21 protein-coding genes are annotated in these 18333 nt (G+C 72.2%); 10 read left to right on the top strand and 11 right to left on the bottom strand.

The features are described from left to right. Positions 1–87 precede the first annotated feature (87 nt). Positions 88–1407 (bottom strand): MATE family efflux transporter, encoded by a 1320-nt coding sequence (locus MUY22_RS46920; RefSeq protein WP_371827715.1) that lies wholly within the window; start codon positions 1405–1407, stop codon positions 88–90. Positions 1408–1465: 58 nt separating this feature from the next. Beyond that, positions 1466–2455, bottom strand: coding sequence for a bifunctional oligoribonuclease/PAP phosphatase NrnA (locus tag MUY22_RS46925; protein WP_247054697.1), 990 nt, complete (start codon positions 2453–2455; stop codon positions 1466–1468). A 25-nt stretch (positions 2456–2480) separates the two neighbouring features. Here MUY22_RS46925 and MUY22_RS46930 point away from each other — a divergent pair, with 25 nt between their 5' ends. The 5 genes from MUY22_RS46930 to MUY22_RS46950 all read left to right on the top strand — a co-directional run bounded on the left by MUY22_RS46930 (position 2481) and on the right by MUY22_RS46950 (position 6774). Beyond that, positions 2481–3512, top strand: a complete 1032-nt coding sequence (locus MUY22_RS46930) for a TRM11 family methyltransferase (RefSeq protein WP_247054699.1) — start codon at positions 2481–2483, stop codon at positions 3510–3512. Between the two features lie 148 nt (positions 3513–3660). Continuing rightward, positions 3661–4146, top strand: a complete 486-nt coding sequence (locus MUY22_RS46935) for a GNAT family N-acetyltransferase (protein WP_247054701.1) — start codon at positions 3661–3663, stop codon at positions 4144–4146. Beyond that, positions 4143–5066, top strand: coding sequence for an amino acid ABC transporter permease (locus tag MUY22_RS46940; protein WP_247054703.1), 924 nt, complete (start codon positions 4143–4145; stop codon positions 5064–5066). The genes MUY22_RS46935 and MUY22_RS46940 overlap by 4 nt, the downstream gene beginning before the upstream one ends. After that, positions 5063–5830, top strand: coding sequence for an amino acid ABC transporter ATP-binding protein (locus MUY22_RS46945; protein WP_305879349.1), 768 nt, complete (start codon positions 5063–5065; stop codon positions 5828–5830). The genes MUY22_RS46940 and MUY22_RS46945 overlap by 4 nt, the downstream gene beginning before the upstream one ends. After that, positions 5830–6774, top strand: a complete 945-nt coding sequence (locus tag MUY22_RS46950) for an ABC transporter substrate-binding protein (protein WP_247054705.1) — start codon at positions 5830–5832, stop codon at positions 6772–6774. Before MUY22_RS46945 ends, MUY22_RS46950 begins: the two co-directional genes overlap by 1 nt. Before the next feature lie 45 nt (positions 6775–6819). On the opposite strand, the gene MUY22_RS46955 is transcribed toward MUY22_RS46950, so the two are convergent. Both MUY22_RS46955 and MUY22_RS46960 read right to left on the bottom strand, forming a co-directional pair. Next, positions 6820–7980 carry an SPFH domain-containing protein gene (locus MUY22_RS46955; RefSeq protein WP_247054707.1) on the bottom strand — a complete coding sequence of 387 codons (1161 nt, stop codon included), beginning with the start codon at positions 7978–7980 and terminating at the stop codon, positions 6820–6822. Positions 7981–8000: 20 nt separating this feature from the next. Beyond that, a complete protein-coding gene (locus MUY22_RS46960) occupies positions 8001–8252 on the bottom strand; it encodes a hypothetical protein (RefSeq protein WP_247054709.1) in 252 nt (83 codons plus the stop codon). 133 nt (positions 8253–8385) lie between these two features. Between MUY22_RS46960 and MUY22_RS46965 the strand changes: the two genes are divergently transcribed. Genes MUY22_RS46965 through MUY22_RS46980 form a run of 4 tightly spaced genes read left to right on the top strand, consistent with a single transcriptional unit; the run spans position 8386 to position 10461 of the window. Continuing rightward, positions 8386–8946, top strand: a complete 561-nt coding sequence (locus tag MUY22_RS46965; protein WP_247054710.1) for a TetR/AcrR family transcriptional regulator — start codon at positions 8386–8388, stop codon at positions 8944–8946. Next, positions 8943–9575: a class I SAM-dependent methyltransferase gene (locus tag MUY22_RS46970; RefSeq protein ID WP_247054712.1), complete on the top strand. Its 633-nt coding sequence runs from the start codon at positions 8943–8945 to the stop codon at positions 9573–9575. The genes MUY22_RS46965 and MUY22_RS46970 overlap by 4 nt, the downstream gene beginning before the upstream one ends. Positions 9576–9601: 26 nt before the next feature. After that, entirely contained in the window at positions 9602–10045 is a 444-nt protein-coding gene (locus MUY22_RS46975) for a helix-turn-helix transcriptional regulator (RefSeq protein WP_247054714.1), read from the top strand. Positions 10046–10050: 5 nt separating this feature from the next. Further along, complete coding sequence (locus MUY22_RS46980) at positions 10051–10461, top strand: VOC family protein (RefSeq protein WP_247054716.1); 411 nt, start codon at positions 10051–10053, stop codon at positions 10459–10461. Here the strand turns inward: MUY22_RS46980 and MUY22_RS46985 are convergent. From MUY22_RS46985 to rimP, 7 genes are all read right to left on the bottom strand, one after another. Then, positions 10445–11278 (bottom strand): alpha/beta hydrolase family protein, encoded by an 834-nt coding sequence (locus tag MUY22_RS46985; RefSeq protein ID WP_247054718.1) that lies wholly within the window; start codon positions 11276–11278, stop codon positions 10445–10447. The two genes, MUY22_RS46980 and MUY22_RS46985, sit on opposite strands and share 17 nt — an antisense overlap. Positions 11279–11282: 4 nt before the next feature. Continuing rightward, on the bottom strand, positions 11283–11765 hold the full coding sequence (rbfA, locus tag MUY22_RS46990) for a 30S ribosome-binding factor RbfA (protein ID WP_247054720.1): 483 nt from the start codon (positions 11763–11765) through the stop codon (positions 11283–11285). A 19-nt stretch (positions 11766–11784) separates the two neighbouring features. Next, positions 11785–12078, bottom strand: coding sequence for a DUF503 domain-containing protein (locus MUY22_RS46995; RefSeq protein ID WP_247054723.1), 294 nt, complete (start codon positions 12076–12078; stop codon positions 11785–11787). Positions 12079–12158: 80 nt separating this feature from the next. Next, positions 12159–15185: a translation initiation factor IF-2 gene (gene infB, locus MUY22_RS47000; RefSeq protein ID WP_247054725.1), complete on the bottom strand. Its 3027-nt coding sequence runs from the start codon at positions 15183–15185 to the stop codon at positions 12159–12161. A 78-nt stretch (positions 15186–15263) separates the two neighbouring features. Further along, positions 15264–15659: a YlxR family protein gene (locus MUY22_RS49895; RefSeq protein ID WP_326943079.1), complete on the bottom strand. Its 396-nt coding sequence runs from the start codon at positions 15657–15659 to the stop codon at positions 15264–15266. Next, positions 15656–16702 carry a transcription termination factor NusA gene (gene nusA / locus MUY22_RS47010; RefSeq protein WP_247054727.1) on the bottom strand — a complete coding sequence of 349 codons (1047 nt, stop codon included), beginning with the start codon at positions 16700–16702 and terminating at the stop codon, positions 15656–15658. Before nusA ends, MUY22_RS49895 begins: the two co-directional genes overlap by 4 nt. Continuing rightward, on the bottom strand, positions 16699–17250 hold the full coding sequence (gene rimP / locus MUY22_RS47015) for a ribosome maturation factor RimP (RefSeq protein ID WP_247054729.1): 552 nt from the start codon (positions 17248–17250) through the stop codon (positions 16699–16701). Before rimP ends, nusA begins: the two co-directional genes overlap by 4 nt. 124 nt (positions 17251–17374) lie before the next feature. Here rimP and MUY22_RS47020 point away from each other — a divergent pair, with 124 nt between their 5' ends. Next, a complete protein-coding gene (locus MUY22_RS47020; RefSeq protein WP_247054731.1) occupies positions 17375–18316 on the top strand; it encodes a ferritin-like domain-containing protein in 942 nt (313 codons plus the stop codon). Positions 18317–18333 lie beyond the last annotated feature (17 nt).

Genomic DNA, 18333 nt, shown 5'->3' on the forward strand with positions numbered 1-18333 from the left:
GCGCCTGCGCCCGGCGTGTCGACCCTTCAATCACGCGAGTCGACTCTCTGATCACGCGAGTCGGCCGCTCGATCACGCGGAACGAGGTCAGGCGGGGCGGATCGCGCCGGTCACCGCCCAGGTGCCCGAGCGCCAGCGGACCAGCACCGCCACCAGGCGCAGGACCATGAAGAGCGAGAGGCCGGTCCAGATGCCGGTGAGGCCCCAGCCGAAGCCGAGGGACGCCCAGATCAGCGGGAGGAAGCCCAGGGCCGCGCTGCCGAGCGTCGCGTTGCGGAGGAACGCCGCGTCGCCCGCGCCCAGCAGCACGCCGTCCAGGGCGAACACCACGCCCGCGATCGGTTGCAGCGCCACGAAGAACCACCACGCGTGCGGGACCTCGGCCAGCACACCCGGGTCGGCCGTGAACGCGCGTGGCAGCACCCACGACAGGGCCGCGAACAGCACGCCCAGGACGCACCCCATCAGCAGCCCGTAGCGCGTGATCTGCGTGGCGACGCCGCGCGCCTGCCGGGCCGAGCCCGCGCCGAGGGCGGCCCCGACCAGGGACTGCGCCGCGATCGCGACCGAGTCCAGGACCAGCGAGAGGAACACCCACAGCTGCAGCACCACCTGGTGCGCGCCGACCGCCTCGGTCGACGTCCGGGCCGCGACGGCCGCCGCCGAGACGAAGCACAGCTGGAACCCGAGGCTGCGCAGCACCAGGTCGCGGCCGAGGCCCAGCTGGGCGCGCATCACCCGGAAGTCGGGCCGCAGAGCCACCTTCTCGCGCACCAGGGCCGCGAAGAACAGCGACGCGGAGATCACCTGCGCGACGACGTTCGCGATCGCCGAGCCCTCCAGGCCGAGCCCGGCCCCGTAGACGAGCACCGGGCACAGCACGGCCGAGATCCCGTTGCCCGCCAGCACGTACCGCAGCGGCCGGACGGCGTCCTGCACCCCGCGCATCCAGCCGTTGCCGGCCATGGTGACCAGGATCAACGGCGCCCCGAACAACGCGATCCGCAGCCACGACACGGCCGCGCTCGTGATCTCGTCGCTGCCCGACAGCGCCCGTGCGACCGGCCAGGCCAGCAGCTGCCCGGCGACCAGCACGAAGAGCCCGACGAACAGCGCCAGCCACGTCGCCTGGACGCCTTCGCGGACGGCGTCGGCCCGGCGCCCGGCCCCGTGCAGGCGGGCGGTGCGCGAGGTCGTGCCGTAGGACAGGAACGTCAGCTGGCTCGACACCTGGGACAGCACGACGCCGCCGAGCGCGAGCCCGGCCAGCGACAGCGCGTCGAGGTGGCCGACGACCGCCGTGTCGACCAGCACGTACAACGGCTCGGCGGCCAGCACGCCCAGCGCCGGCACGGCCAGCCCCAGGACCCGCTTCGCCGGGACCCGCTCGTTCTCCGCCACGTTCACCACGAACCGGACTCTAACCGCCGGCACCGACAGTTTCCGGCCGGCGGGAATCGCGACCCTAGAGCAGCGGCGCCCGCTCCAGCGCGGCGCGCAGGCCGGCCAGGACGTCCTCGGCGGGGCCCGCGATCGTGCACCCCGCGGCCTGCCGGTGCCCGCCGCCGCCGAACTCGGCGGCCACCGCGGAGACGTCGATCCCGATGGAGCGCAACGAGATCTGCCACTGCCGCGGGTCGGCCGGGTCCTGCTTGAGCACCGCCGCGACGGCGGCCTCGCGCACCGAGCGGACGACGTCGATGACCGACTCGACCTCCTCGGCCCGCACGGTGGCCGCGGCGTCGACGCCGACGATCGTGTGCACGAAACCCTTGCCCTGCGCGGCTTCCGGCTCGAGCTCGGCGGCCGCCAGCACCGAGGACAGCATCGGCAGCCAGGCGAACGGCCGCTCGTCGACGATCCGCCGCACCACGGCCTCGGGGTCGACGCCCGCCGCCAGCAGCCGCGCCGCCATCCGGTGCGTCTCCGGGCTCGCCCGGCGGAACCCGCTGGTGTCGGTGACGATCCCGGCGTAGAGCCCGCGCGCGATCGGCTCGTCCGGCTCGACGCCCAGCGCGTCGAGGACCCGGAACACCAGGATCGCGCTGGCCTCGGCGCTCTCGTCGACGACGTGGTGGGTGCCGTAGAACGTGTTGGTCGCGTGGTGGTCGATCACCAGCACCCGCCCGGCCGCCCCGACGCGCCCGGCGAGCCGGCCCAGCCGCTGCGGCACCGGCGTGTCGACGCAGACCAGCAACGCCTCGGTCGCGGGCAGGTCGTCCGGGTGGGTGAGCAGGCCGTCCTCGTCGAGCCAGCGGAGCGTCTCGGGGGCCTCGTCGGGCTCGCCGAAGGAGACGCGCACCCGGGCGCCGCGCTGGAGCAGGGCCCGGCCGAGGGCGAGCGCGCTGCCCAGCGCGTCCGCGTCGGGGCGGACGTGCCCGAGCACCGTCACGTCGGTGGCCGTCGCGAGCAGTGCGGCCGCGGCCGCGATGTCCTGCGCCAAAGTGGAGGTCACGGTGCGTCACGCTACGCTCTGCGGGATGTCCGAGTACGTGATCCTGGTCCACCCGTCCGCCAACCGGGTCTACGCCGCCTCCTCCCCCGCGCTGCTGCGCGCCGAGCTGGCGGTGTTCGGCACGGCCCTGGCGGCCGAGCTGTCCGGGATCGAGGACGTCGAGCTCGGCGGCGTCGGCTACGTCCGCTTCACCAGCTCCGCGCCGCTCGGCGAACGCGACCTCGCGCTGCTGTCGAACCTGTCGTCGTTGTACGCCCTGTTCGAGCTGGCCGGCGACGTGCTGCGCCCGGTGCAGGTGACGCCGCTCGCGAAGGCCGACTCGGACCTGCTGACCATCCAGAAGTACGCGGGCAAGACCAACGAGTCGTTCACGAAGCTGCTGCTGAACATCACGCTGCTGGCCACCGCGGACCCCGCCTCGGACAGGCCGCGGTACCTGCTCGACCCGCTGTGCGGCCGCGGCACCACGCTCAACCACGCGATCATGTACGGCCTGCACGCCACCGGCCTGGACGTCGACGCCAAGGACTTCGAGGCGTACGAGGCGTTCATCAAGACGTGGCTGCGGAACAAGCGAGTGAAGCACACCGCCGAGTCGGGCGTGCTGCGCCGCAACAAGGCCCGCCTCGGCCGCCGTCTCGACATCGAGTACGCGTTCACCAAAGAGGACTACAAGGCGGGCGACACCCGCAAGCTCGCCTACTTCAACGCGGACACGCTGACGACGGACGAGGTCCTGCGCGCGAACTCCGCCGACGTGATCGTCACGGACGCCCCGTACGGCGTCCAGCACGGCAGCCACCGCGACGCGGGCCTGCAACGCAGCCCGCGCGACCTGCTGGCCGCGGCGATCCCGGTGTGGACCCGCGTCCTCAAGCCCGGCGGCGCGCTCGGCATCTCGTGGAACACCATCGTCCTGCCGCGCGAAGAGCTGGTCGCGATCCTGGCGAAGGCCGGCCTCGACGTCCGCGAAGGCGGGCCCTACGAAGAGTTCGCCCACCGGGTGGACCAAGCCATCCTGCGCGACCTCGTCGTAGCCGCCAAGCCCGCTTTCTGAAAGCCGCCGTCCAGGATCTGGAACCGGACGGCGGCTCGTTGACCCGGCTCGGCCCGGGTTCCTAAAGTCGACGACGTCAACGGAAAGCGCCCCCGCGTTTTGGGCAGGCGCTTTTCCTCCTCGTTCTTTTCCCCGAACAGGTGTCGTCATGCCCGAATCCGTCTGGGTCGCCCAGTCAGATCCGCGGGTCCGGCCGTTGCTCGCCGACCTGGCCCGTGAATATTCGACGCGTTACCACCGCGTGCTCGCCGACGTCCATTTCGAACTGCGGGAATACCCGGCGGAGCATTTCGCGCCGCCGAACGGCGGATTGCTGGTGCTGCTCCACGACCGGCGCGCCGTCGCGGGCGGGGCGTTCCAGCGCTACGACGACGACACCGCCGAGCTCAAGCGGATCTGGACGCACCGCGCGCACCGCGGCCACGGGCTCGGCCGCCGCGTCGTCGCCGAGCTGGAGGCCGAGATCGCGCTCCGCGGGTACCGCCGGATCCACCTGACCACCGGCCCGAGCCAGCCCGAGGCCCGCGCGCTCTACCTGGCCACCGGGTACACGCCGCACTTCGACGTCGACGCCGTGCCGGTCACCCGGCTGCGGTTCTCGAAAGCGCTTCCCGCGTCCGTGGGATCGCGGTGACCAGCGACGTCGGCACCCGGCCCGCACCTTTGACGGCGCCGGAGGAATCGCTGAAGATCGTGCCCGCGCGGCACCCGCTGACCTGGGTGGCCGCCGCGATCGTCGCGGTGCTGGTCGCGATGGCGGGCCACGCGCTGGTGACCAACACGGCGTTCGACTGGCCGACCTTCTCGAAGTACCTGTTCCAGAAATCGGTGCTCGACGCCGTGCTGCTCACCCTGGAACTGACGGCGTTCGGCGTGGTCGCCGGATTCCTGCTCGGCACCGTGCTCGCGCTCATGCGCATTTCCCGGAATCCGCTGCTGCGCGCGGTCGCCTGGACCTACACGTGGATCTTCCGGTCCGTCCCGCTCATTCTCCAGCTGCTGTTCTGGTACAACCTCGCGATCCTCTACAACGAGATCTCCTTCGGCGTCCCGTTCGGGCCGTCGTTCGTCTCGGTCGGCACGATGAGCCTCATCCCGCCGTTCCTCGCCGCCGGGCTCGGGCTCGCGCTGCACCAGGGCGCGTACGCCTCGGAGATCGTCCGCGCCGGGTTCCTCTCGGTGGACGCCGGCCAGCGCGAGGCCGCCGCGGCGCTCGGCATCCCGGCCGGGCGGCAGTTCCGCCGGATCGTGCTGCCGCAGGCGATGCGCACGATCGTGCCGACCGCCGCCAACGAGATCGTCGGCCTGCTGAAGGCCACCTCGCAGGTCTACGTGATGGCGCTGCCCGAGCTGTTCTACCAGGTCCAGGTCATCTACACCCGCAGCGGCCGGGTCATCCCGCTGCTGCTGGTGGCCACCTTCTGGTACCTCGCGCTGACGTCGGTGCTCTCGGTCGCCCAGTTCTACGTCGAGCGGTACTACGCCCGCGGCGCGCTCCGCACGTTGCCGCCGACCCCGCTGCAGCGCCTGCGCGCGGTCTGGGGGCGGTCATGAGCGCGGAGTTCATGGTGGACGTCCGGGGCGTGCACAAGAGTTTCGGCCCGCTGACCGTGCTCGACGGAGTCGATCTCCAGGTGCGCCAAGGCGAAGTGACCGTCCTGTTGGGACCGTCCGGGTCCGGCAAGTCGACGCTGCTGCGGCTGATCAACCACCTGGAGCGGGCCGATCGCGGGTTCATCAGCGTCGGCGGCGAGCTCATGGGCTACCGCCGGGCCGGCGACCGGCTCCACGAGCTCAAGGAACGCGAGATCCTCAAGCAGCGCACCCGGATCGGGTTCGTCTTCCAGAACTTCAACCTGTTCGGCCACCTGACCGTGCTGGAGAACGTCGTCGAGGCGCCGATCTCGGCGCAACGCCGGCCGCGCGGCGAGGCCGAGGTCCGCGCCCGGGAGCTGCTGGACCGGGTCGGGCTCGCCGACAAGGCGGGCCAGTACCCGCGCCGGCTCTCCGGCGGCCAGCAGCAGCGCGTCGCGATCGCGCGGGCGCTGGCCCTCGACCCGGACGTCCTGCTGTTCGACGAACCGACGTCGGCGCTGGACCCCGAGCTCGTCGGCGAGGTCCTCGCGGTCATCCGGGACCTCGCGAAATCGGGGACGACGATGGTCGTCGTCACCCACGAACTGGGCTTCGCCCGCGAAGTCGCCGACACCGTCGTGTTCCTCGACGCCGGCCGCGTCGTCGAACAGGGCTCACCCGAAGCCGTCCTCGACCACCCCCAGCACGCCCGCACCCGGGCCTTCGTGGAGAAAGTCCTTTGATGAAAACGATGAAACTGCGCGTCCTCCTGCTCGCGTCGGCCTTCGCGCTCACCGCGTGCGGCAGTCCCGAAGCGGCCACGGAACCGGCGGCCCAGCCGGGCGGCGTCAACATCACCGCGAACCAGAACCGCGTCCACGCCGCCAAGGTCGACGCGATCGCCGCGCTCGTCCCGGCGGCGATCCGGGCCCGCGGCACGCTGGTCGTCGGCACCACCGGCAACGGCACGCCGCCGCTGTCGTTCCGCGCGGACGACGACAAGACGGTCATCGGCGTCGAGCCGGACGTCGCGTCGCTCGTCGCCGACGTCCTCGGGCTGAAGCTCGACCTGCAGGCGACGTCGTGGGAGAACCTGTTCCTGTCCGTCGACAACGGCCAGTACAACGCGGGGTTCTCGAACATCACGGTGACCGAGGAGCGCAAGGACAAGTACGACTTCGCGACCTACCGCAAGGACACCATCGCGTTCGAGGTGCGAAACGACAAGAACACCACGGTGCGCGAGGCGAAGGACATCGCCGGGCTCACCGTCGGCGTCGGCGCCGGGACGAACCAGGAGCAGATCCTGCTGCGCTGGGACCAGCAGAACAAGACCGCCGGGCTGGCCCCGGTGAAGTTCCAGTACTACCAGGCGACCTCGGACTACTACCTGGCGCTGCAGTCGGGCCGGATCGACGCCTACGTCGGGCCCAACCCGACCTCGGCCTACCACGTCGCCGTCGAGGGCAAGACGAAGATCGTCGGCTCGGTGTCCGGCGGCGGCACGATCGAGGCCGACATCGCGGCGATGACCAAGAAGGGCAACGGCCTCGTGAACGCCCTGCAGCAGGCGCTGGACACGGTGATCAAGAGCGGCCGGTACGCCGAGGTCCTCAAGCGCTGGAACCTGACGTCGGAAGGGCTGCCGGCGTCGGAGATCAACCCGCAGGGGCTGCCCCGCAAGTGATCCGGGTGCCGCGGGCCCGTCGCCGCTCGGGCCCGCGGCACCGGGCTAAGACTGCGTCGCCTCGCTGGGCTTCGCGGTGATGGCCTTTCCGTTGCTCTCCGGGGAAGCCGCGGGCGCGGGGGCCGGCGAGGGGCTCAGCCCGCGCTTCACCGAGTCCAGGATGGACAGTCCCTGGCCGACGAGGCCCGCGGCCATCTCGCCCAGGCCGTCGGCGCCGTTGAGGATGTTGACGTTCGCACCGGCCAGGCCGCGCCCGGCCTCCTTGACGATCAGCGGCAGCTGGTCGATGAGCATCCGGTCGAGCGCGACGCGGTTGTTCGACGCCGCCGCTTCCGCCTGCACGCGCATCTTCTCGGCGTCGGCCACGGCCAGGATGCGGATCCGCTCGGCCTCCGCGTCGGCCGGCTTGATGACCTCGGCCACCAGCTGCTGCTGGCGCAGCTCGGCCTCGCGCTCGGCCAGCACGGTCCGCGCGTCGATGACCTCCTGCTGCGCCTTCGCCTGCGCGAGCGGCCCCGCCTGGGCCGCCTCCGCCTGCGCCGCCTCGACCTCGGCGCGGTACTGCGCCTGCACGATCGACGTCTGCCGGACGTACGCCGCCTGGGTCCGCTGGGACTCCTGCTCGGCCTCCGCCGCCCTCTTGTTCGCCACGGCCTGGGCGATCTGGGCGTCCCGCTGGATGGCGGCGTTGTGCGGCGCGGCCATCGCGGCGATGTAGCCGAGCTTCATGTCGTCGATCGACTGGATCTGCAGCGCGTCGACGGAAAGGCCGATCTTCGCCATTTCCACCGCCGAGCCGTCCAGCACCTCGGTGGCCAGCTTCTGCCGCTCGGTGATGATCTCCTCGACCGTCATCGACCCGATGATCGAGCGCAGGTGACCGGAGAAGATGCGGCCGGTCAGCACGGACATCTGGTCCTGGTCGGAGAGGAACCGCTGGCCGGCGTTGACGATGCTTTCGGTGTCGTTGCCGACCTTGAACGCGATCACCGCCCGCACGGTCAGGGCGATGGCCTGTTTCGTCACGCACACTTCGGTCACTTCGGCTTCGCACATCGAAAGCGTCAGGAACCGGACTTTACGGAACACCGGCATGACAAAAGCGCCGTGCCCGGTGACGACCCGGAACGGCGACGCGCCCTTGCTGCTCTTGCCGCCCGAAATGAGCATCGCCTCGTTGGGGGCCGGCACGCGATAACCGAACATCGGCTGTCCTTAGACGAACACTAGGAAGTGGTTTCCGGCGTGGGTTCCGCGGTGCTTTCCGGGACGTCCCACGCCACGACGTCGACCGTGCGCCGGCCGCGGGTTTCGACGACCAGCACGGTCGTCCCCTTCGGCAGCGCCGTGTCGGACCAGGCCAGGAAGGTTTCCAGCCCGCCCCGGATCCGGATCAGCACCTCCCCGGGACCGTGCGGCCCGCGGGTGCCGACGAGGAGGACCCCGGTGCGGCCCGACGGGGTCAGATCGGAGTGCATGTACCGACCTCCCTCGTCTGCCCGCCTCGGTGCGGACCGAGCCCGCTCACCCCATTGTGCTCCCGGTGGCCGCCCGGCGTGGGCTGTGCGAGGTTCCGATCGGGAAGCGGCGCGGACGACTACACTCCGCATGATGACGGTGGAGCAGCGCCCCCTGCGCGCGGACGCCCGGCGCAACCGCGAGGCGCTGGTGGCGGCCGCACGGGCGGTGTTCGGCGCCAAGGGCGTCGATGCCCCGCTCGACGAGATCGCCCGCCGCGCCGAGGTCGCGATCGGCACGCTCTACAACCGCTTCCCGACCCGCGCCGACCTCGTCGAAGCCGCGTTCCTGCCGACGCTGGAACAAGCGCAGGCGATCAGCGACGAGGCCCTCGCGTGCGCGGACCCGTGGGACGGCTTCGTGCTCTACCTCGAGCGGTCGGTGCGGATGCAGGTGACCGACCGCGGCTTCACCGAGGTGTGCTCGCGGACGTTCGACCCGGCCTCGGGCCTCGAAAAAGCCAAGCGCGCCAACGGTTCCCGGATGGACCGGATCGTCAAGCGGGCGCAGGACGCCGGTGCGCTGCGGCCGGACTTCCGCACGATGGACCTCGCCGTGGTGTTCGCGGCGGCGACGGCGACCCCGGACTGGCGGCGCGGGCTCGCCCTGGTCCTCGACGGCCTGCGGGCCCCGGCCGCCCACCCGCTGCCGTGACCGGCTGGCTCGCGGACACGCGCACGTCGTACGACACGGTGGCGTCGAGTTACGCCGGCATCGTGCGCGACGCCGTCACGACCCAGCCGTACCTGCGGGCGGCGCTAGCCCTGTTCGCCGAGCGGGCCGACGGCCCGGTCGTGGACGTCGGCTGCGGCCCGGGGCACTTCACCGCCCACCTGGTTTCCCTCGGCCTCGACGCGTCGGGCGTCGACCTCTCGCCGTCGATGATCGAGCTGGCCCGCGAGGCCTACCCCGACGTCGGGTTCGAGGTGGGCTCGATGACGGACCTGCCCCGCCCGGACGCCTCCGTCGCGGGGGTGCTCGCGTTCTGGTCGCTGATCCACGTCCCGGACGAAGCGGTTCCCGGCGTGCTGGGCCACTTCCACCGGGTGCTGCGCCCGGGCGGCCGGCTGGTGATCGGCTACCACGTCGGCGACTCGGCCACGCTGAAGACCCAGGGCTACGGCGGCCACCCGATGAAGGTCCACGTCCACCGCCGGCGCCCGGAACGGGTCGGCGCGCTCGCCCGCGACGCGGGGTTCGAGATCGAGGCGGAGTGGCTGCTGAACCCCGATGATGACGTTCCGCAAGCGATCCTGTTCGCTCGGCGGCCGCCTTTGCGGTGACGCGATCGAGCGGGCATGCTGACTGCGTGACCGGCAAATCGGACGCGCGCCTGCGCGAACTCGTGCTGCTGCGCCGTGTCCGCGACCGGATCGACCGGGACTACGCGCAGCCGCTGGACGTCGAGGCGCTGGCGCGCGGCGTCCACCTCTCGGCGGGCCACCTGAGCCGCGAGTTCCGCGCCGCCTTCGGCGAGTCGCCCTACAGCTACCTGATGACCCGGCGCATCGAGCGAGCCATGACCCTGCTGCGGCGGGGCGACCTGTCGGTCACGGAGGTCTGCTTCGCGGTCGGCTGCTCGTCGCTCGGGACGTTCAGCACGCGGTTCTCCGAGCTGGTCGGCATCTCGCCGAGCGCCTACAAGCGCCTGGCGGCCGGCGACGGCGAGGGCATCCCGACCTGCCTGGCCAAGCAGGTCATGCGGCCGATCAGGAATCGAGAAGCGACGCCCACCCGCTCGCACCTATCGTGAGCAGCATGAACCTCATCATCCAGCACACGTTCCTCCCCGCCGAAGACCCGGAGAAGTCGCTCGCGTTCTACCGCGACGCGCTGGGCTTCGAGGTGCGCAACGACGTGGGGTACGGGGACATGCGCTGGATCACGGTCGGCCCGGCCGATCAGCCGCACACGTCGATCGTGCTGCACCCGCCGGCCGCCGACCCGGGCCTGACCGACGACGAGCGCCGCACGATCGCCGAGCTGATGGCCAAGGGCAGCTACGCGTCGATCGTGCTCGCGTCCTCGGACCTGGCGGGCACGTTCGACCAGGTCCAGGCGAGCGGCGCCGACGTCGTCCAGGAGCCGATGGACCAGCCCTACGGCGTCCGCGACTGCGCGTTCCGCGACCCGGCGGGCACCATGGTCCGCATCAGCCAGCTGGGGTGATCCGCCGCCCGGCGAACTCGAGCACCTCGGGCAGGACACCGCGCCAGAAGGCGTCTTCGTGCTTCCCCGGCGAGAACCGCGCCACGGCCGGCGAGACCGCGTTCACCAGCTTGCGGTCGGCGCCCAGGAACGGGTCGGACTCGCCGCACCACACGCCCAGGTTCGTGCCGTGCACATCGGCCGGGTGCAGCAGCGGTTCCTCCGCGCGCCAGCCGGCCTCGTCGGCGAACACCTTGCGGGCGCGGGCGTCCGGCCAGCTGACGAACAGGGCCGCGCTCGCCACGGCCGTCGCCTTCAGGTCCGGGTGGGCGCGGGCGAAGCGGAGGGCGCCGAAGCCGCCCATCGAGATGCCGAACACCGCCGCGGGCGCCTTGAGGTCGCGCTGGGTGAGCCAGGCGGGGAGTTCTTCGGACAGCATCCGCTGCGGGTCGTCGTCGCCGCCGACGTTCACCCAGTAGTGGTCACCGTCGGGTGCGGCGATCGCGAACGGCGGGACACTCGCGCGCACGGCCTTGGTGAGCGCCTCGGGGACGCCGAGGTCGAGGAACGTCCGGGCGCGGGCGCCACGGCCGTGCAGGGCCAGGCACACCGGCAGGCCCGAGGCCGGGACGCCGCCGGGGGTGATCAGGACCAGTTCGACGTCGGTGCCGCGGGCCGCCGAGTGCATCCGCTGCACGGTGACGGGCGCGCTCAGCGGTGTCGGGCCGGTCGGGGGTGCCGTCGCGGGCGGGCCGGGCGGCGGACCGGAGGGGGCCGGCGAGCAGCCCGCCAGCAGCGCGAGTGCGCTGCCGGCGAGCAGGCCGCGACGGGAGAGCACCGGGTCAGCCCCGGCTCTCCTCCGCCGCCGGCTCGTCTTCGTCCTCGTCCTCGGTTTCGCGGGGGGCCTTGTACGGGTCGGGTTCGCCCGCGTGCTGGGCCCCCGCCGACCGCCGGGCGACCTCCGCGTCGGCCTCACGGGCCTTTTCGAGCAGGGCCTCGATGCGCTTCGACTCTTCGGGGATCGTGTCGGCCACGAACGTCAGGGTCGGGGTGTAGCGCACCCCGGTGCCCTGCCCGACCATCGTGCGGAGCATGCCGCGCGCCGATTCGAGCGCGGCGGCGGCACCGGCGAAGTCCGGGGGGATGTCCAGCTTCTCGCCGAGCACCGTGTAGTACACCGTGGCGTCGTGCAGGTCGCCGGTGACCTTCGTGTCCGTGACGGTCACGTAGTCCAGCCGGGAGTCCTTGACCTCGTGCTCGATCGCGGACGCCACGATCTGCGAGATCCGCTTGGCGAGCTTGCGGGCCCGAGCAGGATCAGCCATGTCTTTCTCCTCGAGAAAATCAGTCGTCTGGGCCGAGCAGCCGGCGGTGGGCGGAGAGCAGTTCGAACTCCGGCCTGCTCGCCACGTAGCGCTCGCACGAGTCGAGCACGTCACGGACGTGCTCGCCACCTTCGGCGACCACGGCCACCCCGATGAGGGTCCGCCGGTGCAGGTCGGTGTGACCGGCTTCGGCCACCGACACGGCGAAGCGCTTGCGCACCTCGGCCAGCACCGGCCGGACCACGGATCGCTTCTGCTTCAGCGAATGGACGTCGCCGAGCAGGATGTCGAGCTCAAGAGCTCCGACGTACATAGGCAATGGTGGTGGTGTTGTAGGAATGGGAAGCGAAAGCCCCGGGGTGCGACCGAAACCGCACCCCGGGACCGGACGCCTTACGCCCGCGGCTTCTCGCGCTGCTCGTACGTCTCGATCGAGTCGCCGACCTTGAGGTCGCCGTACGAACCGAGCGTCAGACCGCACTCGTAGCCCTCGCGGACCTCGACCACGTCGTCCTTGAACCGCCGCAGCGAGCTGACCGGCAGGTTCTCCGCGACGACAGTGCCGTCGCGCAGCAGCCGGGCGCGCGCATTGCGCCGGATCTCGCCGGACATGACCAGGCAACCCGCGATCGTGCCGATCTTGGAGGACTTGAAGACCTCGCGAACCTCCGCGCGGCCCAGCTCGACCTCTTCGTACTCGGGCTTGAGCATGCCCTTGAGGGCCTGCTCGATCTCGTCGATCGCCTGGTAGATGACCGTGTAGTACCGGACGTCGACGCCCTCGCGGGTGGCCCGCTCGGTCGCCTTGCCCTGGGCGCGGACGTTGAACCCGAGGACGATCGCGTCGGACGCGGTCGCCAGGTCGATGTCCGACTCGGTCACGCCACCGACGCCGCGGTGCACCACGTTCAGCTCGACGTCGTCGCCGACGTCCAGCTGCAGCAGCGATGCCTCGAGGGCCTCGACGGTACCCGAGTTGTCACCCTTGATGATCAGGTTGAGGCTGTTCGTCTCCTTCAGGGCGGAGTCGAGGTCCTCGAGGCTGACCCGCTTGCGACGCGACGCGTTGAGCGCGTTGCGCGTACGAGCGGAACGGCGCTCGGCGATCTGCCGGGCGACGCGGTCCTCGTCGACCACCAGGAAGGTGTCGCCCGCACCCGGCACCGAGGTGAACCCGATGACCTGGACGGGACGCGACGGCAGCGCCTCGGTGACGTCGACGTTGTGCTCGTCGACCATCCGGCGGACGCGGCCGTAGGCGTCACCCGCCACGACCGAGTCACCGACGCGCAGCGTGCCGCGCTGGACCAGGACGGTGGCCACCGGGCCGCGGCCGCGGTCGAGGTGCGCCTCGATCGCGACACCCTGGGCCTCCATGTCCGGGTTGGCCCGGAGGTCCAGAGCGGCGTCGGCGGTCAGCAGGATCGCCTCGAGCAGACCGTCGATGTTGATGTTCTGCCGCGCGGAGATCTCGACGAACATCGTGTCGCCGCCGTACTCCTCGGCCACGAGGTTGTACTCGGTCAGCTGCTGCCGGATCTTGTCCGGGTTCGCGCCTTCCTTGTCGATCTTGTTGATCGCGACCACGATCGGGGCCTTGGCGGCCTGCGCGTGGTTGATCGCCTCGACCGTCTGCGGCATCACACCGTCGTCGGCCGCCACCACGATCACCGCGATGTCGGTCGAGTTGGCACCACGGGCACGCATGGCGGTGAACGCCTCGTGGCCCGGGGTGTCGATGAAGGTGATCAAGCGCGGGTTGCCCTCGAGCTCGGTCTCGATCTGGTACGCACCGATGTGCTGCGTGATGCCGCCGGCCTCGCTCTCGCGGACCTTCGTCTTCCGGATCGTGTCGAGCAGCCGGGTCTTACCGTGGTCGACGTGACCCATGATGGTCACGACCGGCGGCCTGACCTGCAGATCCTCTTCGCCACCCGCGTCGTCGCCGTAGGTGATGTCGAAGGTCTCCAGCAGCTCGCGGTCCTCCTCCTCGGGGCTGACGACCTGAACGTGGTAGTTCATTTCGCCGCCGAGCAGCTCGAGGATGTCGTCCGACACGGACTGCGTCGCGGTGACCATCTCGCCGAGGTGGAAGAGCACCTGCACCAGCGAAGCCGGGTTGGCGTCGATCTTCTCGGCGAAGTCGGTCAGCGAAGCGCCACGCGGCAGCCGGATCGTCTCGCCCTGCCCCTTGGGCAAGCGGACGCCGCCGACGCTGGGCGCCTGCATGTTGTCCATGTACTCCTGGCGCTTCTGCCGCTTCGACTTGCGACCCTTGCGCGAGGGACCACCCGGACGCCCGAAGGCACCCGCCGTGCCGCCACGGCCACCGGGGCCACCACGGCCGCCGCCACCGCGGAAACCGCCGCCGCCACCGGCCGGGGCACCGGCACCGGGGCCGCCGCCACCGGGACGGAAACCACCGCCGCCACCGCCGCCGCCACCGGGACGGAAGCCGCCACCGGCACCGCCGCCGCCACCGGGGCCGCCGCGGAAACCGCCGCCGCCGCCACCGGGACCGCCACGAGCGCCGCCGCCGGGGCCGCCACGGGCACCGCCACCGGGACCACCGCGAGCGCCGCCACCGGGACCGGCCGGGCGCTGCGTGCGGCCCGGCATCATGCCGGGGTTCGGGCGCGGGGGCATGTTGCCCGGGCTCGGCCGGTTGCCACCGGCGCCGCCACCGGGACGCGGAGCCGGACGGTCACCGCCGCCACCGGTCCCACCGGGACGCGGCGGGCGGGTGTCGCCGCCCTGGCCGCCGCCACCGGGACGCGGGCCCTGCGGACGCGGCGGGGCGCCGGAACCGACACCGAACGGGTTGTTGCCGACCCGCGGGGTGCGCGGACCGGGCTTCGGACCGCCGGGCTTGGGGCCCTGCGGCTTCGGCGGGACGACCGAACCGGTGTTGCCCTGCGGAGCGGGCGCGGCCGGGGTCTCCTGCTTGGGGGGTGCGGCCGGCGCTGCTGGGGTCTGCCCACCGGCAGCCGCCGGGACCTGCTCCTGCGGAGCGGGCGCGGCCGGCTGCTGACGCGGGCCGGGCCGGGGGCCGGGACCGGCCGGGCGGTTGCCCGGTGCGGCGGCCGGCTTCGAGGCCGGGGCCTGCTGCTGCGGGGCCGCCGCGGGGGCGGCCTGCACGACGGGTGCCTGCTGCTGGGGAGCGGGCGTCGCGGGCTTCGGCGCGGGAGCGCCCGGCTTGGCGGCCGGGGGTCCCGGGCGCGCCGACGGACCGGGGGTCGGGCCGGGCTTCTTGGCGCCCTTGGGCGCATACGCGTCGCGCAGCCGGCGGGCGACGGGCGCCTCGACCGTGGACGACGCGGATTTGACGAATTCGCCCTGTTCCTTCAACTTGGCGAGCACGTCCTTGCTGGTGATGCCGAGCTCCTTAGCGAGCTCGTGTACGCGGGCCTTGCCTGGCACAGCTCTCCTCATCTAGGGGAGGCCAGGCGGGGAACCCGCTGACCTCGTCCTTATTGTCTCGCGTTCATGGCTTCAGCTTCACGGCTGACTCATGACGGGTCGACCTGCTTCCTTCGTTCCTCGCGGAGCCGGGGACGTCCCGGCTTCGTGATGCGTGGCGTGCTCGACGTACCCGCGGACCTCCCGGACGTCGAGCGCTCCCGGGGCCCGCAAGGCCCTCGGGAAAGCCCGCCGCCGTTCGGCTTTGGCCAGACAGTCCGCGTCGGGGTGCAACCACGCCCCCCGGCCCGGGAGCCGACGACGTCCGTCGACGACCACCCGTCCGGCCACCGCGACCACGCGCAGCAGCTCACCGATCAAGGCCCGCCGCTTGCAACCGACACAAGTCCGCACCGGGGATTCTCGGTGGGGCTGGCGCTCGGCTACCCGCCGCGGGCTTCGAACCACTCCAGAGTCTACCGCTTCGACCTTCACTCAGCCGAACCGGTTGTCGCGGCGGGCCGCGACGGACCGGCGTGGTCTTGATCACCCTCGTCGTCCACCGGCGCGGCATCGCTGCGGATGTCGATCCGCCAGCCGGTCAGACGGGCGGCGAGGCGGGCGTTCTGGCCCTCCTTGCCGATCGCCAGCGACAGCTGGAAGTCCGGCACCACGACGCGGGCGGTCTTGCCCCGCTCGTCCATGACCCGTACGGAAACAACCTTCGCCGGGGACAGGGCATTCCCCACGAACCGGGCCGGGTCCTCCGAGTAGTCGATGATGTCGATCTTCTCGCCGGCCAGCTCGCTCATCACATTGCGCACGCGCGCGCCGACCGGGCCGATGCAGGCGCCCTTGGCGTTCACGCCCGCCACGGTGGACTTCACCGCGATCTTCGTGCGGTGTCCCGGTTCGCGCGCCACGGCGGCGATCTCGACCGTCCCGTCGGCGATCTCCGGGACCTCCAGCGCGAACAGCTTGCGCACGAGGTTGGGGTGCGAGCGCGAGAGCGTGATCTGCGGGCCGCGGTTGCCGCGCGCGACGGTGACCACGTACGCCTTGATCCGGCTGCCGTGCTCGTAGGACTCCCCGGCCACCTGCTCCGCCGACGGCAGCACGCCCTCGGTGTCACCCACCTGGACCACGACCATGCCGCGCGCGTTGGCGCGGGCGTCGCGCTGGATGACGCCGGCGACGATCTCGCCCTCCTTGGTGGAGAACTCGCCGAAGGTCTTCTCGTGCTCGGCGTCACGCAGCCGCTGCAGGATGACCTGGCGCGCGGTGGTGGCGGCGATCCGGCCGAACCCCTCGGGGGTGTCGTCCCACTCCTCGTCGGTCTCGCCGTCGTGGGTCAGCGTGCGCGCGAGCACGCGCACCAGGCCGGACTTGTGGTCGATGTCGATGCGGGCGTGCGGCTGGTGCCCTTCGGTGTGCTTGTACGCGGTGAGCAAGGCCGTCTCGATGGCCTCGATCACCGTTTCGAAGGGGATGTCCTTGTCCCGTTCGATCGCCCTCAGTGCGGCGATGTCGACGTTCACTTCGACCCCTTCTCCGTTTTCTCGGTCTCGGCCTGACCGGCGCCGGTCAGGCCGGACGCGTCGTCGTCGAGCAGTTTCAGATCCTCGGCGGGCGGCTGCTTGAACTCGATCTCGACGACCGCCTTCGCCACCTGGGCGTAGCGGACGTCGCGGAGCTCGCCGCCGGCGAGGAGGCGGGCGGCGTCCGCGCCCGCGTGACCGACCCGGCCCACGAAGGCGTCACCTTCGACCGGGGTGACCTTGACCAAGCGGAACCGCGCGCGCCGCCAGTGCCGCTGCTGGGTCAGCGGGCGCTCGATGCCCGGCGAGGTGACCTCCAGCGTGTACGCGCTCGCGAGCACGTGCTCGTTCTCGTCGAGCGCCGCCGCCACCTTGCGGCTGACCTCGGCGACCTCGTCCAGCCCGATGCCGTCGTCGGAGTCGACGACGACCTTGACCAGCTGCCGCCGGCCGGCCTGCTGGACCTCGAACGAATCGAGGTCGAAACCCGCGGCGGTGACGGCTTCGGCCACGATCGGCTGAAGCCGGCTGGCGAGTTCTCCTGGCACGTGGGGCTCTCCTCGGTCGGGGTGGGGGTTGGGGAACGGGTCGGTGGTGGACCAGCTTATCCGGTCGCCTTGTCACCACGCGCGAGCGGCGGGCCCGCCCCGGGGCCTGGCAGGATGGGCCGACGTGACCGGAAGACCGACCGAGCTGACCCGCCGTGCCGCCCTCCGCTTCGGGGCGGTGGCCTCACTGGCCGCTTTGGCCGTGCCGCTGGCCGCCTGCGGGCCCGGCTACGACGAAAGCCCCGACCCGCTGCAGCCGCTCCTGGCCGCCGCCGACGCGGACGCCGCGGCGGCGCGTGCCCTGGCCAAGGGCAAGGACGCCGACGCCGCCGGCCAGCTCGCCGACGCGCGCGCGGCGCACGCGGCCGCCCTGAAGTCCGAAGTGGACCGGCTGAACCGGCCGAAACCGCCGTCGGCGGCGTCGCCACCGGCCGCGGCGGCGCTGGGCGACCTGAAGGAGCGGCTGGCCACCGCGCGCAAGCAGGCCGAGGACCTCGTCGGCGGCCTGCCGCGCTACCGCGCCGGGATGGTCGCCGCGATCGCCGCGGGCTGCGCGGCGCTGCAGCGCACCACCCCGGCGCTGGGCCCGGGCGAGGACGCCCCCGCCGCGGCCGCCCCGCCCGGCGGCGTCCCCGCCGAAGCCGTCGACCCGCTGCAGCAGGCGCTCGCCGCCGAGCACGCCGCGGTCTGGGTGTACGGCCTGGTCGGCGCGTTCCTCCCGGCCGACTTCGGGGAGGCGGAGAAGGGCGGCGTCGCGGAACACGCGCTGCGCCGCGACCTGCTGCAGACGATGCTCGCGGGCGCCGGGGCGACCCCGGTCGCGCCGGAGGCCGCGTACAACCCGAAGAAGCCGGTGACCGACACGGCGTCGGCCGCGCTGGTGGTCGCGACGGCGGAGGCCGACTGCGCGTCGGCGTGGCTGGCCGTGGTGAACCACACCGACGACGTCGGCCTGCGCAAAACGGCGCTGCACGCGCTGGTGGCGGCTTCGCGGCGCGGCACGCCGTGGCGTTCCGAGGCCGGCGAGAAGCCGGTGGCGGTGGCCATGCCCGGCCAGGCGAGCTGACCCGGTAAAGCCGTGAA

It is taken from the genome of Amycolatopsis sp. WQ 127309 (assembly GCF_023023025.1).
Taxonomy (GTDB): domain Bacteria; phylum Actinomycetota; class Actinomycetes; order Mycobacteriales; family Pseudonocardiaceae; genus Amycolatopsis.

Excerpts from the sequence above, each read along its gene's own strand:
- rbfA (WP_247054720.1), bottom strand. The coding sequence starts at position 11,765 with ATGGCTGATCCTGCTCGGGCCCGCAAGCTCGCCAAGCGGATCTCGCAG.
- MUY22_RS46965 (WP_247054710.1), top strand. The coding sequence starts at position 8,386 with ATGACGGTGGAGCAGCGCCCCCTGCGCGCGGACGCCCGGCGCAACCGC.
- MUY22_RS46955 (WP_247054707.1), bottom strand. The coding sequence starts at position 7,980 with ATGTTCGGTTATCGCGTGCCGGCCCCCAACGAGGCGATGCTCATTTCG.
- MUY22_RS46935 (WP_247054701.1), top strand. The coding sequence starts at position 3,661 with ATGCCCGAATCCGTCTGGGTCGCCCAGTCAGATCCGCGGGTCCGGCCG.
- MUY22_RS46960 (WP_247054709.1), bottom strand. The coding sequence starts at position 8,252 with ATGCACTCCGATCTGACCCCGTCGGGCCGCACCGGGGTCCTCCTCGTC.
- MUY22_RS46995 (WP_247054723.1), bottom strand. The coding sequence starts at position 12,078 with ATGTACGTCGGAGCTCTTGAGCTCGACATCCTGCTCGGCGACGTCCAT.
- MUY22_RS46930 (WP_247054699.1), top strand. The coding sequence starts at position 2,481 with ATGTCCGAGTACGTGATCCTGGTCCACCCGTCCGCCAACCGGGTCTAC.
- MUY22_RS46950 (WP_247054705.1), top strand. The coding sequence starts at position 5,830 with ATGAAAACGATGAAACTGCGCGTCCTCCTGCTCGCGTCGGCCTTCGCG.
- MUY22_RS46945 (WP_305879349.1), top strand. The coding sequence starts at position 5,063 with ATGAGCGCGGAGTTCATGGTGGACGTCCGGGGCGTGCACAAGAGTTTC.
- MUY22_RS46980 (WP_247054716.1), top strand. The coding sequence starts at position 10,051 with ATGAACCTCATCATCCAGCACACGTTCCTCCCCGCCGAAGACCCGGAG.